At 61.6% G+C, this 12,708-nt stretch carries 13 protein-coding genes and 1 tRNA gene; 7 read left to right on the top strand and 7 right to left on the bottom strand.

The features are described 5' to 3' along the window. Positions 1 to 14: 14 nt before the first annotated feature. Positions 15 to 90: transfer RNA gene (locus tag GJ699_RS11360), tRNA-Gly, on the top strand. A gap of 147 nt (positions 91 to 237) precedes the next feature. Beyond that, positions 238 to 1,206 carry a chemotaxis protein gene (locus tag GJ699_RS11365; protein WP_154376196.1) on the top strand — a complete coding sequence of 323 codons (969 nt, stop codon included), beginning with the start codon at positions 238 to 240 and terminating at the stop codon, positions 1,204 to 1,206. 55 nt (positions 1,207 to 1,261) lie between these two features. On the opposite strand, the gene GJ699_RS11370 is transcribed toward GJ699_RS11365, so the two are convergent. After that, positions 1,262 to 2,293 carry a DUF4351 domain-containing protein gene (locus tag GJ699_RS11370; RefSeq protein ID WP_154376198.1) on the bottom strand — a complete coding sequence of 344 codons (1,032 nt, stop codon included), beginning with the start codon at positions 2,291 to 2,293 and terminating at the stop codon, positions 1,262 to 1,264. A 69-nt stretch (positions 2,294 to 2,362) separates the two neighbouring features. On the opposite strand from GJ699_RS11370, the gene GJ699_RS11375 reads away from it, so the two are divergent. Then, positions 2,363 to 2,944 (top strand): DJ-1/PfpI family protein, encoded by a 582-nt coding sequence (locus tag GJ699_RS11375; protein ID WP_371867533.1) that lies wholly within the window; start codon positions 2,363 to 2,365, stop codon positions 2,942 to 2,944. Here the strand turns inward: GJ699_RS11375 and fghA are convergent. Continuing rightward, entirely contained in the window at positions 2,934 to 3,776 is an 843-nt protein-coding gene (gene fghA, locus GJ699_RS11380) for an S-formylglutathione hydrolase (protein WP_154376200.1), read from the bottom strand. The genes GJ699_RS11375 and fghA overlap by 11 nt on opposite strands. A gap of 86 nt (positions 3,777 to 3,862) precedes the next feature. Between fghA and GJ699_RS11385 the strand changes: the two genes are divergently transcribed. The 3 genes from GJ699_RS11385 to GJ699_RS11395 all read left to right on the top strand — a co-directional run bounded on the left by GJ699_RS11385 (position 3,863) and on the right by GJ699_RS11395 (position 6,995). After that, positions 3,863 to 5,047 (top strand): cation:proton antiporter, encoded by a 1,185-nt coding sequence (locus GJ699_RS11385; RefSeq protein ID WP_154376202.1) that lies wholly within the window; start codon positions 3,863 to 3,865, stop codon positions 5,045 to 5,047. Next, entirely contained in the window at positions 5,047 to 6,165 is a 1,119-nt protein-coding gene (locus GJ699_RS11390) for a YbdK family carboxylate-amine ligase (protein ID WP_154376204.1), read from the top strand. The genes GJ699_RS11385 and GJ699_RS11390 overlap by 1 nt, the downstream gene beginning before the upstream one ends. 299 nt (positions 6,166 to 6,464) lie before the next feature. After that, complete coding sequence (locus tag GJ699_RS11395; protein WP_154376206.1) at positions 6,465 to 6,995, top strand: tetratricopeptide repeat protein; 531 nt, start codon at positions 6,465 to 6,467, stop codon at positions 6,993 to 6,995. Here GJ699_RS11395 and GJ699_RS11400 read toward each other — a convergent pair. The 3 genes from GJ699_RS11400 to GJ699_RS11410 form a co-directional block, all read right to left on the bottom strand. Next, on the bottom strand, positions 6,988 to 7,716 hold the full coding sequence (locus GJ699_RS11400) for a transporter substrate-binding domain-containing protein (protein WP_154376208.1): 729 nt from the start codon (positions 7,714 to 7,716) through the stop codon (positions 6,988 to 6,990). The two genes, GJ699_RS11395 and GJ699_RS11400, sit on opposite strands and share 8 nt — an antisense overlap. An 88-nt stretch (positions 7,717 to 7,804) precedes the next feature. After that, complete coding sequence (locus GJ699_RS11405; RefSeq protein ID WP_154376210.1) at positions 7,805 to 8,806, bottom strand: gamma-glutamyl-gamma-aminobutyrate hydrolase family protein; 1,002 nt, start codon at positions 8,804 to 8,806, stop codon at positions 7,805 to 7,807. An 87-nt stretch (positions 8,807 to 8,893) separates the two neighbouring features. Continuing rightward, positions 8,894 to 9,784 carry a LysR family transcriptional regulator gene (locus GJ699_RS11410; protein WP_154376212.1) on the bottom strand — a complete coding sequence of 297 codons (891 nt, stop codon included), beginning with the start codon at positions 9,782 to 9,784 and terminating at the stop codon, positions 8,894 to 8,896. A 279-nt stretch (positions 9,785 to 10,063) separates the two neighbouring features. Between GJ699_RS11410 and GJ699_RS11415 the strand changes: the two genes are divergently transcribed. After that, complete coding sequence (locus GJ699_RS11415; RefSeq protein ID WP_154376214.1) at positions 10,064 to 10,822, top strand: substrate-binding periplasmic protein; 759 nt, start codon at positions 10,064 to 10,066, stop codon at positions 10,820 to 10,822. On the opposite strand, the gene GJ699_RS11420 is transcribed toward GJ699_RS11415, so the two are convergent. Together GJ699_RS11420 and GJ699_RS11425 are read right to left on the bottom strand one after the other, a co-directional pair. Then, a complete protein-coding gene (locus tag GJ699_RS11420) occupies positions 10,773 to 12,305 on the bottom strand; it encodes a class I adenylate-forming enzyme family protein (RefSeq protein ID WP_154376216.1) in 1,533 nt (510 codons plus the stop codon). The two genes, GJ699_RS11415 and GJ699_RS11420, sit on opposite strands and share 50 nt — an antisense overlap. Before the next feature lie 34 nt (positions 12,306 to 12,339). Then, on the bottom strand, positions 12,340 to 12,666 hold the full coding sequence (locus GJ699_RS11425; RefSeq protein ID WP_154376218.1) for a flagellar basal body rod C-terminal domain-containing protein: 327 nt from the start codon (positions 12,664 to 12,666) through the stop codon (positions 12,340 to 12,342). Between the last annotated feature and the right edge of the window lie 42 nt (positions 12,667 to 12,708).

Below are 12,708 nucleotides of genomic sequence, written 5' to 3' on the forward strand. Positions count from 1 at the left end.
TAATGTTGCCTTCTGCGGGAGTAGCTCAGTTGGTAGAGCGCAACCTTGCCAAGGTTGAGGTCGAGAGTTCGAGACTCTTCTCCCGCTCCAGAATTCAGTAGCAAAACAAAAGGAAGCCCACGGGCTTCCTTTTTTGTTGTTTATCGTTCTCTAAAACAACAATCCTGTATGTCAAATGTGACGCGGGTAATTGCAAACGTTATACTGGCCCGAGGACCACCGAGGGAGACGAAATCCATGAAATCTGTTCAACAGGAAGTTGATGAGCGCAGTAACTTAACCAACTCCAACAAATTCGAACTCCTCCTGTTCCGCCTCGGCGGCGATGCCAACGGCGAACACTCCGAGTTGTTCGGTATTAACGTCTTCAAAATCCGCGAGATTGTCGCGATGCCCGAAGTGACTGCTGTGGCCGGATCCCCGCCACATATGTTGGGTGTTGTGAACCTGCGCGGACAAATCATCACGGTGCTGGATTTGCCAGGCATTGTCGGTGTGACCCCAAAAACCGGTCTGAATATTATGTTGGTCACTGAATTCGCGCGCACCACGCAAGCGTTCGCGGTCGAGTCGGTGGATGAAATCGTGCGTCTGGACTGGAGCCAGGTGTTGACGGCTGAAGGCACTGCCGGTGGCAAGGTCACCAGTATTGCCCGCGTTGACGGCGACACCCAGAATACGCGCCTGGCGCAGGTGCTGGACGTGGAAACCATCCTGCGTGAACTGGTGCCGCCGGAGCGCGCGGACATCGATCCGGAAACCATCGGACCGAAAGTGCTGCTCAAGCCGGGCTCGGTGGTGTTGGCCGCCGACGATTCGGTGGTGGCGCGCAACCTGATCGAAAAAGGTCTGGAAGCGATGGGCGTGCACTTCATCATGACCAAGTCGGGCAAGGAAGCCTGGGACCGTCTGCAGGCGATTGCCGAAGGCGCCAAGGCCGAGGGCTTGCCGATCACCGATCGCGTGGCGATGGTGCTGACCGATCTGGAGATGCCGGAGATGGATGGCTTTACGCTGACTCGTCTGATCAAGCAGGATCCGCGCTTTGGCAAGATTCCGGTGGTGATTCACTCTTCGCTGTCGGGCAAGACCAATGAAGACCACGTCAAGGGCGTGGGCGCGGATGCGTATGTGGCCAAGTTCTCGGCTGAGGATCTGGCTGGCACCATCCGCAGTGTGTTGGGCAAGGCTGCTACCGCCGCTTGATTGATTGCTGGTGCTGATCGAAAACCGCAATGGTGACATTGCGGTTTTTTTTCGTCTATCGGAATACCTGCCTCAGCGATTGCGCTTCCAGCAGCGTCTCGCTCCATGCCGCCAGCTGATCCATGTCGGCTTTGGTCAGCTTGTTGCGGGTGGTCTTGGGCAGCGGGCCGAAGCGGTGTTCAAGCTGTCGTTCCAGCAGCGTCGCCGCACCTTCCCGACGGCCAAGTTCGGTGCCTTCCTCAAATCCTTCTTTACGTCCTTCCTCACGTCCTTTTTCAAGTCCTTTTTCAAGTCCTTCCTTCCGCCCCCAGTCCATGAACATCTCTTCCAAAGGCGTGACCCATTCGATGACCGGTTTCGATTTCATTTGCTGCTCCTTTCCAAACTGAATAACAGCTTGCCAGTAGCGCGTCTGGTACTGCTCGGGTAGCGCCATCATCCAGTTGATTACTTTGAACATCGTGAGTATGCGCTCTTTACTCCAGCGATGTTGATACAGTAGCTCGGTCAACCGCAGCTTGGCGGCGTACAGCAGATCGGCATCGTGATGGGCCTGTTGCGTATGCAAGTGAGCCAGGGTAAGCAAGGCAAACGGGTTGTCGGACGCCAGCAGTGCGTGTTCATTAGATGCGTGATCCAGCAGCTTGGCGATCGAGTACGAGATGCCCATTACAGTCTCATACAACTGGTGATGAAACGCCCGTGGTCGCCAGTTCGGATCGTCATCGGCCAGCAACACCAGGCTGGCAACAGGGCGCGCGTATGCCGTGGCGATGCGGTAGTTGTAATCGAGCACGCGTTTGGGCAGCGACGTGGCGCGCTGCGCCTGCACTTCGATGTGGATGAGCATCCAAGTAGCGCCCGCGTCACGCAAGCAGACTTCGAGCAACTGGTCGGCGACCATGCCGTGCGGATCGCTGCCGAAGCCGATGCTGGCGAGTTCCTTGTCGTGGAAGCGTGGCCGTTTGTGCCAGTCGATCTGATTCGCCAGCGCGGGGAAAAAGAAACGCAGGAAGGCGCGCGGCGCGTGCGCGATGGCGGCTTTCCATGGCAGATCGTAACGGGCGGAAGGGGCGACGTTTTGCATCAGCCGAGTCTACGGCCGCAAAAACGCGGTAGTATTGTGGCACGTTTAACTTTTTCGAAAGGACTGACCGTGGCAGCTAAAAAGATACTGTTTTTGACGGGTGACTTTGCGGAAGATTACGAGACCATGGTGCCGTTCCAGGCGCTGCTGGCGGTCGGTCACATTGTGCATGCCGTGTGTCCCGACAAGCAGGCCGGCGACACCATCAAGACCGCCATCCACGATTTCGAGGGCGATCAAACCTACACCGAAAAGCCCGGCCACCGCTTCACCCTCAACGCCAATTTTGCCGACGCCGATGTCGGCAACTACGACGCGCTGGCCATCGCTGGCGGCCGCGCGCCGGAATACCTGCGGCTCAACCCGCGCGTGATTGAACTTGTGCAGCAGTTCGCCGCCGCCAACAAGCCGATCGCCGCGATCTGCCACGGCGCGCAACTGCTGGCCGCAGCCGATGTCATACGCGGCAAGACCATCTCCGCCTACCCAGCCTGCTCACCGGAAGTCAAACTGGCCGGCGCGCAATACGCCGACATCCCGGTAGACCAGGCGGTCACCGACGGCATCTTCGTCACCGCGCCAGCGTGGCCAGCGCATCCGGCGTGGATCGCCCAGTTCCTGCAAAAACTGGGCACCGAAATCAAGCTGTGAGATTGCGCGCGTGGAAGCGCAGATGGTCTTCCACAAAGGTCTGGATGAAGTAGTAACCGTGATCGTAGCGCTCATGCCGCCGCAAGGTCAGCGGCTGCGCCGCGGTCGCGCACGCGGCCTCGAACGCCTCCGGATACAACTGCTCGGCCAGGAACTTGTCACCCAAGCCCTGGTCGATCAGGATGCCGGCCGGGAACGGTGTTTTCAGTTGCGCCATCAGCAGCGAGGCGTCATACTGCGCCCACGCGGCAGGCTCGCCGCCCAGATAGCCATGGAAGGCTTTCTGACCCCACGGGCATTGCGACGGTGCGGCAATCGGCGCAAATGCGGACACTGAACGAAACACATCCGGCCGCTTGAGCGCCATCGTCAACGCGCCATGGCCGCCCATCGAGTGGCCGAAAATGCCGATCCGCTGCGCATCGACCGGCAGCTGTTGCACCACCAGTTCACGCAGCTCATGCAGGTAGCTGTACATGCGGTAGTGCTTGCTCCATTCAGGTTCGGTCGCATCGAGATAGAAGCCGGCGCCGACGCCGAAATCCCAGCTCTCGCTTTCGCCTTCCACATTGGCACCGCGCGGACTGGTGTCGGGCGCGATCAGCATCAAGCCCAGTTCGGCCGCCACGCGCTGCGCGCCGGCCTTGATCATGAAGGTCTCTTCGGTGCAGGTCAGGCCGGCGAGATAGAACAACGCCGGCACCTTGCCGTGCGCCGCCTGCGGAGGGATGAAGACCGAGAAGCGCATCGGCAAACCGATCTCGCGCGCATCGTGACGATAAAAACGTTGAACGCCGCCGTAGCAAGCATGTTCGCTGATGATTTCAAGCATTTGTGTTTCCTTATGTCCCCCAGCGCACAGTGAGTGCGCCCGTAATACTGCAGAATTGTACAAGTATTGTTAAAAAGGAGAAGTACATGCCGGATATTCAGGTCATTTTGGCCGATCTGGGCTGGCCACTGGCGGTTGCGGTGGCGTGGCTGTCGGGGGAATTCGTGCATCGCTGGACGCGCCTGCCGCGCATCAGCGTGTATGGTTTGATCGGGTTTGTGCTGGCGCAGGTATTTCCGGACGCGCTCAGCAGCGGCGCCTCCAGCAACGTCACCGTGCTGGCCAATCTGGCCTTCGGCCTGATCCTGTTTGAATTCGGTTATCGCATCAATCTGCACTGGCTGCGCATCAATCCGTGGATCGCGGTCAGCGGCCTGGCCGAATCGGCCGCCACCTTTGGCGTGGTCTATCTGATCTCGCACCTGACCGGCATGCCGCCGCTGACCTCATTGCTGTTGGCCTCGCTGGCGATGTCGACCTCGCCGGCTGGCGTGCTGCGCGTGATTAACGAAGAAGACAGCTCCGGCCAGGTCACCGAACGCGTACTGCACCTGGTGGCCATCAACAGCGTGGTCGCGGTGTTCGTATTCAAGGTGGTGGTGGGCTTCTGGGTGTTCCAGACCTCCGGCAGCCTGACCCAGGCGATTTCGCACAGCGGCATCGAACTGCTGGTATCGGCCGCGATGGGCGCGCTGATGGGCTTTCTCGTGCCGGCCGTGCTGCGCCGCCTGGGCGCGCTGGCGCAGGACGGCACCATCGCTTTCGCGCTGGGCGTGATTCTGCTGGTGGCGATGGCGCGCGCGTTTGACGTGTCGCCGGTGCTGGCGACGCTGACCTTTGGTCTGGCGGCGCGTCACAAGCGGGTGGCGTTCAGCCGCACCGAGCGCAACTTCGGCGGCATCGGCGAACTGCTGACCGTGCTGCTGTTCGTGTTTGCCGTCACCACGCTGGAATGGGATCGCGTGGTCGATGGCGCCGGCCTTGGCCTGGCGCTGGTGCTGGCGCGCTTTGTGGTCAAGGCGTTGAGCGTGGGCGTGTTCGCGCACGTCAGCGGCATCTCGTGGCGCAAGGGGCTGTTGACCGGCATCGCGCTGTCGCCGATGTCGGTGTTTGTCACCTTGCTGCTGGAGCAAACCAAATACATGGGGATCGTGCTGGTGGATGAACTGGCCGCGCTGGCGGCGATGACGCTGCTGCTGGAAGTGATCGGTCCCGTCATCACCCAGCGTGCCCTGAAGTGGGCGAAGGAAACCCACGAGGAGGAGAAATAATGGCATTGGAAGAATTCAAATCATCGCAGCCGCTGACCATGGGCGTGGAGCTGGAGTTGCAACTGGTGAGTCTGTCCGACTTCGACCTGACCGCGTCCAGCCCCGACTTGCTGCACCTGTTGAGCCGCAAGCCTTTCCCCGGCAACGTGACGCCGGAAATCACCGAGAGCATGATCGAAATTAATAGCGATGTGCACACCAACTACGCTGAACTGGTGGCGCAGCTTCAGGTGATCCGCGATACGCTGGTACAGGCCGGCGAGAAGCTCAACGTCGGCATCTGCGGCGGTGGCACGCATCCGTTCCAGAAATGGTCGGACCGGCGGATTTTTTCCAAGCCGCGTTTCAAGGAAGTGTCGGAGCTGTATGGGTATCTGGCCAAGCAGTTCACCATCTTTGGTCAGCACGTGCACATCGGCTGCGAGTCGGGTGACGATGCACTGTTCCTGCTGCACTCGTTGAGCCGTTACGTGCCGCATTTCATCGCGCTGTCGTCGTCGTCACCGTATGTGCAGGGTAATGACACGCTGTTCAACTCGGCGCGCTTGAACTCGGTGTTTGCGTTCCCGATGAGTGGGCGAGCGCCGTTCACGCAAAGCTGGCACACCTTCGAGCACGAGTATTTCGCCAAGATGGAGCACACCGGCGTGATCAAGAGCATGAAGGACTTTTACTGGGACATCCGGCCCAAGCCGGAATTCGGCACCATCGAACTGCGCGTGTGCGACACGCCGCTGACGGTGGAGCGGGCGGCGGCGCTGGCGGTGTATCTGCAGGCGCTGTGTGCGTATCTGCTGGAGCGGCGCGAGGCCGCTCCAGAGGAGGATGACTACCTGGTCTACAACTACAACCGCTTCCAGGCCTGCCGCTTCGGGCTGGACGGCACGGTGGTGCATCCCAAGACTTACGAAAGCCTGTCGCTGCGCGAAGACATCCTGACCACGTTGCGCAAAATGGAGCCCTACGGCGCCAGGCTGGGTGGCACGGCCGGCCTGCAGCATCTGATGCAGGTCACGCACGAAGGCAGCGACGCCCACTATCTGCGCCAGCAGTTCGACAGCAGCGGCAGCGTCGAAGGCGTAGTCGACGCCGCCATCCGCCGCTTCCGTGGCGGCTGATTTTACCCATCCGGCACGGTAGCTGAGCCTCTGGCGCTTGCCAGAAATCAAAGTCGTTTTTACTGCGCGCCTCAAGCTTGCTAAAGGAGGTGCGCCATGCACGATTGCGAAAAAGAGTGGGCGGCGGCGCGGGTGCGCTGCCGTGTTTTAATATACGAACAAATGCGGCAGGACGCGCGCAGGCTTCGGAAAAGATCGGTGACTGGCGTGACTGGCGGCTTTAGGGACATAGATCAATGCGCTCGCGGGCTCGTGAGTGAACGGTGTGGTGGAAATAGAGTCGAACGAAAGAGGTCACTATGAATAACGAGATCAATTTCGAACGTCCTCAGTCCGAGGAAGCGCTGGCGGCGATTCTGCGGACTGCATACGAGCTTGCGCTGAAGGAGCAGGGCGTGCGCGCGCTTGCTTTGTGCGATTGGCTGATTGAAGAACAGACGACGACAATTGCAGGCTATCGTCAAAGAGCCGCTGTGCGCGAGTATCTTGGCGATATCGATGGGGCAATAAGCGATCTGGAGCTAATCATTGCTCAAGAAAGCAAGGAGCCGGCGGATTTTCACGCGGTGGGCATCCTGTACTTTAAAGTTGGTCAAATGAGTAAAGCGGAAGCTGCCTTCAGTGATGCACTTGAACAGGGATGCAAAGCACGCAATGCATATTACAGAAATTCGTCTCATCTCTTCCGGGCGGAACTGCGATTGATGCGAATGGACCGCGCAGGTGCCCATGACGATGCCTCACAACTGCCGGATAGATATTCGACCTATATTCCCGGCGCGGGGATGCGTTCCAAAGAACAAATTCTAGCGCGGGTGGCGGCTATTTGAAGGCGATGGCTTTGTTGAGGCGGTTGATGACCTCGTCCGGCACCGCCTTGCTGCACATGATGTACCGCTCTTCGCCGTGTGGCAGGTCTTTGAATTGCAGCAGGCGCAGGTTGTTGGCTTGGCCGTTGTGGTGCTGCATGATGTAAACACCTTCCTCCTCGGACACGAACATCAGATCCACCGCGCCCTTGCTGACCGATTGCACCATCTTCAGCGTGGTCGCGGTCGACACCGCCATCACCGGTTGCCATTGCTTGATGTAGGGATTCAGCCCGCCGTATGAGTAGTTATCCTTGAGCAGCACCCGCGCGTCGCGCACCTGCGTCAATTCTTCCAGCGAACCGATGCCGCGCGCGGCAAACGCGGCATTGGTGACGATGACCCAGTTGCGATCTCGGTAAATGGGCTTGGTGAATTTGGCATATTCCAGGCGCTCGGTGCTCGCAAACCAGCCGACCGCGCAAATCTGCCGGTGCGCATCCTTGACCATGAACAGCTGACGATTGGTCGGCACCTGCTGCCACTGCACCGCGATGCCGGCCGCCTTGAAGGCTGCGGCGGCCGGTGCTCCGGTCAGGCCGGCGGGGGAGCCATCCGGCAGCGCGGTGACGTAGGGCGGACGCTCGCCATAGACGACGTGAATCACCTCCTGCGCCGAACAAATCGGCGCGGCCAGCAGCAGGCTGGCGGCTATCACGGCGGCGCTAGGCAGGCATCTCATGGAGGCGGAATCCGGTTTAAGAAGTCAGCTAGTCTACCCCGGCGTTGGTTTTAAATCAAAACACATTTATTAACAGCATCATCTTTGATCAGAAACGGGTTTCGCGCGCCACGCGCAGGAAGTTGTCGAGGATGCCGGTGCAATCCAGCAGCTCGACGCCGCCGGCGCGGTGGAATTCGGGGTGCCATTGCAGCCCCATCACGAACGGCGCCTTGCGGTAGCGGATCGCTTCGATCATATTGTCCGGCACCGACAGCGCCTCCACCGACATGTCCCGCCCCAGCGACTTCACCGCCTGGTGGTGGATCGAGTTGACCAGCCCGGTGGTCTTGCCCTTGAACATGCGCGCCAGCGAGGAGCCGGCCGGGAAGCTGATTTCGTGCCGGTTGCGATCGTAGTCGTCGTTGACGTGGGCCAGCGAGTCCGGCACGTCGGTGGCGATGTCCTGGTACAGCGTGCCGCCGAAGGCGACGTTAATCAACTGGCAGCCGCGACAAATCCCCAGCACCGGCTTGCCGGCTTCGACAAATTCATGCAGCAGCTCCAGCTCGTACATATCGCGCGCGCGGTCGCCGCTCCATTCGGGCCGGGTCGGCACTTCGGAATAGCTTTGCGGCGAGACGTCGGCGCCGCCCTGCAGCACCAGTCCGTCCAGATGCTTGGCATAGTCGCGCAGGCGGATGTTGGACGGGTGCAGCAGGCCTTCGGTATTGACGGTCGGGATCATGAACACCAGCACATCACGCGACATCACCCACTGCGCGATCGACTCTTCCAGATACTGCAGGTTCTTGCTGCGCAGGCCGGTCGCGCCCGGCTCGGGGTGGAAGATGCGCGCCGACACGCCAATGTGCAGCGGCCGCTGGATGATGTGGCGCGTGGCCGCCGCCGCGATCCGCCGGTAGCGCGCCATGATGACCCGGCCCCACAAGCTGAAAATGGTGTCGCCGGGATCGAGGTAGCGCGGCGTGCCTTGATCTTGATAGCGACGCTGGTCTTGCTGGCGGCGCTCGCCGTGGTCGCCGGCGCGGCGTTGTGGCGTCGCTGGTTCGGAGGGCGGCGTATCGTGGTCGTCTGATCCTGCGCTCATGCTGGTTCCCATCTGTTTCGCATAGACATAGTTTGCCACACGTCAGCGTCTTTGGTCGCCCGCTACAGTGCGGCACCAGCCCCGGACTTAAGCGAGTTTAGCGGCCAGCGCCTCGGCAAACGCGGCCACCAGCGGATCGGCATCGCGCCGCGTGGCCAGGCCGACCGCGCTGAGCAGGCTGCCGCGCGCCAGCGGCACAAAGCGCACCCCGGCCGGCGCCGTCAGCTGCATGCATTCGGGGACGATGGCGATGCCCAGTCCCGCTTCGATCAGGTTCAGCTGCGAGGACTTGCGCGACAGCGCCCGCGCCGGCTTGGGGAAGTAGCCCTGTTCCAGGCACAGATTAGCCACCAGGTAGCTGAGGCCGCCACGGTCCTTGTGCGGGATCGAGATAAAGGCTTCCTCGCTCAGCTCGGCCAGTTCCAGATTGTCGCGCGCCGCCAGCGGCGAGTGCGGCGGCACCGCCACCATCAGGCGCTCGCTGCCGATTTCGCGCACCTGAATGTGCGGATGGCGGCGCAAGGTCGGCAGCCGCAGCAGGCCAAGGTCGGCGCGGCCTTCCTCGATTTCCAGCGTCTGGTTTTCCGATGGCAGCATGGAGACATCGAGCGTCACGCCCGGATGCTCATCCAGCGTCCGCGCCAGCGCGTTGCTGATGCGCGGCGTCAGGATCACCGAGCTGGAGTGCTGCAAGCGGATCACGCCCTGCGCACCCTTGCCGACCTGGCGCGCTTGCAGCAGCGTGTCGTCGATGTCTTCCAGGATGCGCTTGCCGCGCTCGAAGAATAGCTGGCCAGCCGGCGTCAGTTCGAACTGGCGCGCATCGCGCGTCAGCAGCGCGGTTTGCAGCTCGTCTTCCAGCTCCTTGATTTGCCGGCTCAGCGCCGACTGGGCGATGTACAGTTTTTCAGCGGCGCGCGAATAGCTGCCGGCTTCCACAATCTCTATGAAGTATTTGAACTGTTTAAGCGAAATCATTATGCCGTTTCGAGATAGATGGCCGCCGTTTTTGATATTGGAACAAAGCCGGCGGCACCGTTAAAGTGAAGTGTCTCTTCTTCATCTATGGAACCGGCCATGTGGGCATTAATAGGCGTTATCGGCGTGGTGCTGAGTATTGCAGTAAAACTGATCTGCGTCCAGATCGGCTGTGCCGGCGGCAGCGGCGACCGCGAGGATTAGTTATCGGCGCCACCGGCAGTGACTGACATTTGATGCGATCTCGGGTATAACTGTATCCACTCTCCGGGAGGATACATGCGGCATTGGATCGCGCTCTGGCTGGCCTGGTGGTGTTGCGCGGCGTCCGCGCTGGAGCTGGTGGTGGCCACGGACGAATATCCGCCTTATGTCAGCGCCGCGTCTGAGCAGAGTTTTATTACCGAGCTGTACGCCCACATCGGCAAGGAAATGGGGGTGACGTTCACCTTCCGCTTCATGCCATGGAAGCGCTGTGTGGCCGAGCTGGACGCCCACCAGGTATGGGCGGTGGTGCCATTTGTGCCGACCCCGGAGCGGCTGCAGCGCTATCTGCTGTCGACCACGTTGTATGCGCGCAAGGCCAAGTTTTTTTACCATGACAGCGGCCGCCGTAGTTGGCTATCGGGCTACAAGGATCTGGCCGAGCTGCGCCAGTTCCGCATCGGCGGCGTGGCCGGCTACTGGTACGAGGCCATGTTCCGCGACGCCGGCATTCCGCTCGACACCGCAGTCAATGACCTCAGCAATTTCCGCAAGCTGCAAGCCGCGCGCTTCGATCTGGCCATCGTCGACGAAAACGTCGGCAATTACCTGATCCGCACCCACTTTCTGCAACAGAGCGCGCGCTTCCATAGCCTGGACAGTCCGTCCTATCTGTCGGAAAACGTGATGATGGTGAACCGTAGCGCCGACAACGCCGAATTGCTAGCCCGCTTCAACCGCGCGCTGGACAGCGTGCGCCGCAGCGGTGTCTACGACGAGATCGTCAGTCGCCGCAAACTGGCGCTGCAGCGATCCGCCGCAGCTGGCTCTTGAGGATCTTGCCGCTGGGCGCGGCCGGCAGGGCGGCCATGGCGATGATCTGCGACGGGCATTTGTAGGGCGCCAGCTGCGCGGCCAGGTAAGCGTGCAGCGCTTCCATGCTGATGGTCTGCTGCGGGTCCAGTTCGACGAAGGCCACCACTTCCTCGTTGCCATCCGCCGCCGGGCGGCCGACCACGGCCGATTGCGTCACCGCCGGATGCGCATTCAACACCGTCTCCACCTCCAGCGGATAGACGTTGAAGCCGGAGCGGATAATCAGTTCCTTGCTGCGGCCGACGATGAACAGCGCGCCGTCCGCATCCTGGCGCACCATGTCGCCGGTGTTGAGCCAGCCATCGGCATCCAGCACGGCGGCGGTCAGCGCCAGCTCCTGGTAATAGCCGAGCATGACGTTGGGACCGCGCACCCACAATTCGCCGATATCGCCATCGCGCGCGGCCAAGCGCACTTCGACGCCCGGTATCGGCTGGCCGACCGAGGCATCGTTGCGTGGCTGGTCCAGCCGGGTCTGGCTGACGGTGGGTGCGGTTTCGGTCAGACCGTAGCCATTGTGCAGCGGCACGCCCAGCAGCGCTTCCACTTGTAATTTCAGCGATGGCGGCAGCGGCGAGCCGCCGGCATAGGCAAAGCGCAGCTGGTGGTCCAGCCGCGCCGGCGCGCTGCCCAGCTGTTCCAGCAGCCGCGCATACATGGCCGGCACGCCCTGCACGATGGTCAAGCGGTGCCCGCGCAGCGCATGCAGCAGCGCGTCCGGCGTGTAGCGCGGACACAGGTACAGGCAGGCACCCGCATACAGCGTGCCCAGCATCACCGAGGTCAGGCCGTAGACGTGGGTGATCGGCAGCACGCCCCAGGCGCGGTCGGCCGGCGTCAGCCCGCGTAGCGCGCTGGAGACGGCGGCGATGAACAGCAGATTACGATGACTCAGCATCACGCCCTTGGGCGCGCCGGTGGTGCCGGTGGTGTAGATCAGCGCCGCCACCTGCCGCTCGCTGGCGGCGTGCACCGGTTCCGGCGCGCAGTGCGGATTGAGCGCGCCGACCATCCATGGCCCAAGCGGCGTGGTGGCGGCTTCGGCCTCGTTGCGCGCCGCGTGCGCGGCGGTTTCCGGCGAGGCCGCCGTGGTCAGGTAAATCGCCAGCCGCGCGCCGCTGTGACGCAGCACCACGTCCACCTCGCGCGGCGACAGCCGGCCGTTGATGTGGACGATCCACGCATCCAGCTCGGCGGCGGCAAAGCTCAGCACCACCTGCGCCACGCAATTTTCGCCGATCACGGCCAACCGGTCGCCCGGCCGCAACTGCCAGCGGCGCAGGCGCTCGGCGGTATCGGCCACGGCGGCCATCAGCTCGGCGTAGGTCCACAGGCGTTCGCCGTCGTGCAGGGCAGGGGCGTGCGGCGTGGCGTGCGCCCAGCGGCGCGGGATGTCGGAAATGCGGGATGGCAGCGCGGCCAAAAGTTCAACAGTATTCATTAGCGCGCATTGTGGCCGATATGGCCGGGTGCGATCAAGCCTGAATGTCGATCAGCGTGCCGAGATTCTGGTCGGCCGCCTGCACCACCTTGGCGGACAGGTCGAATTGCGCCTTGTACACCAGCGAGTTGGTGGTTTCGGTGGCCAGGTTGGTGGCGCTGGGCGCGTCCACCTGCAGCAATTGCTGGCCGCGCATGGAAATCGAGACGCCGGTGCCGGCCGGCGCATTTTCGGTGAAGTTGGTTTGCGATGGCTGGAAACCCTGGGTGCCGATGTTGGCGATCGCGTGCGCGCTATTGCCCAACGCGCGCTCAGCGGCGTTGAGACCGGTAACTCCAGAACTAAGGACGGCGATGGCCATGATTGATATTTCCACTCGGCAATATCGCTAGTTTACACGTTT

The sequence above is a fragment of the Duganella guangzhouensis genome (genome assembly GCF_009674535.1).
In the GTDB taxonomy this organism is placed as follows: Bacteria; Pseudomonadota; Gammaproteobacteria; order Burkholderiales; family Burkholderiaceae_D; genus Rugamonas; species Rugamonas guangzhouensis.

Bases quoted from the DNA above. Each gene is read 5' to 3' on its own strand.
- GJ699_RS11410 (WP_154376212.1), bottom strand. From the start codon at position 9,784: ATGATTTCGCTTAAACAGTTCAAATACTTCATAGAGATTGTGGAAGCC.
- fghA (WP_154376200.1), bottom strand. From the start codon at position 3,776: ATGCTTGAAATCATCAGCGAACATGCTTGCTACGGCGGCGTTCAACGT.
- GJ699_RS11420 (WP_154376216.1), bottom strand. From the start codon at position 12,305: ATGAATACTGTTGAACTTTTGGCCGCGCTGCCATCCCGCATTTCCGAC.
- GJ699_RS11365 (WP_154376196.1), top strand. From the start codon at position 238: ATGAAATCTGTTCAACAGGAAGTTGATGAGCGCAGTAACTTAACCAAC.
- GJ699_RS11385 (WP_154376202.1), top strand. From the start codon at position 3,863: ATGCCGGATATTCAGGTCATTTTGGCCGATCTGGGCTGGCCACTGGCG.
- GJ699_RS11390 (WP_154376204.1), top strand. From the start codon at position 5,047: ATGGCATTGGAAGAATTCAAATCATCGCAGCCGCTGACCATGGGCGTG.
- GJ699_RS11425 (WP_154376218.1), bottom strand. From the start codon at position 12,666: ATGGCCATCGCCGTCCTTAGTTCTGGAGTTACCGGTCTCAACGCCGCT.
- GJ699_RS11370 (WP_154376198.1), bottom strand. From the start codon at position 2,293: ATGCAAAACGTCGCCCCTTCCGCCCGTTACGATCTGCCATGGAAAGCC.
- GJ699_RS11405 (WP_154376210.1), bottom strand. From the start codon at position 8,806: ATGAGCGCAGGATCAGACGACCACGATACGCCGCCCTCCGAACCAGCG.
- GJ699_RS11415 (WP_154376214.1), top strand. From the start codon at position 10,064: ATGCGGCATTGGATCGCGCTCTGGCTGGCCTGGTGGTGTTGCGCGGCG.
- GJ699_RS11395 (WP_154376206.1), top strand. From the start codon at position 6,465: ATGAATAACGAGATCAATTTCGAACGTCCTCAGTCCGAGGAAGCGCTG.
- GJ699_RS11400 (WP_154376208.1), bottom strand. From the start codon at position 7,716: ATGAGATGCCTGCCTAGCGCCGCCGTGATAGCCGCCAGCCTGCTGCTG.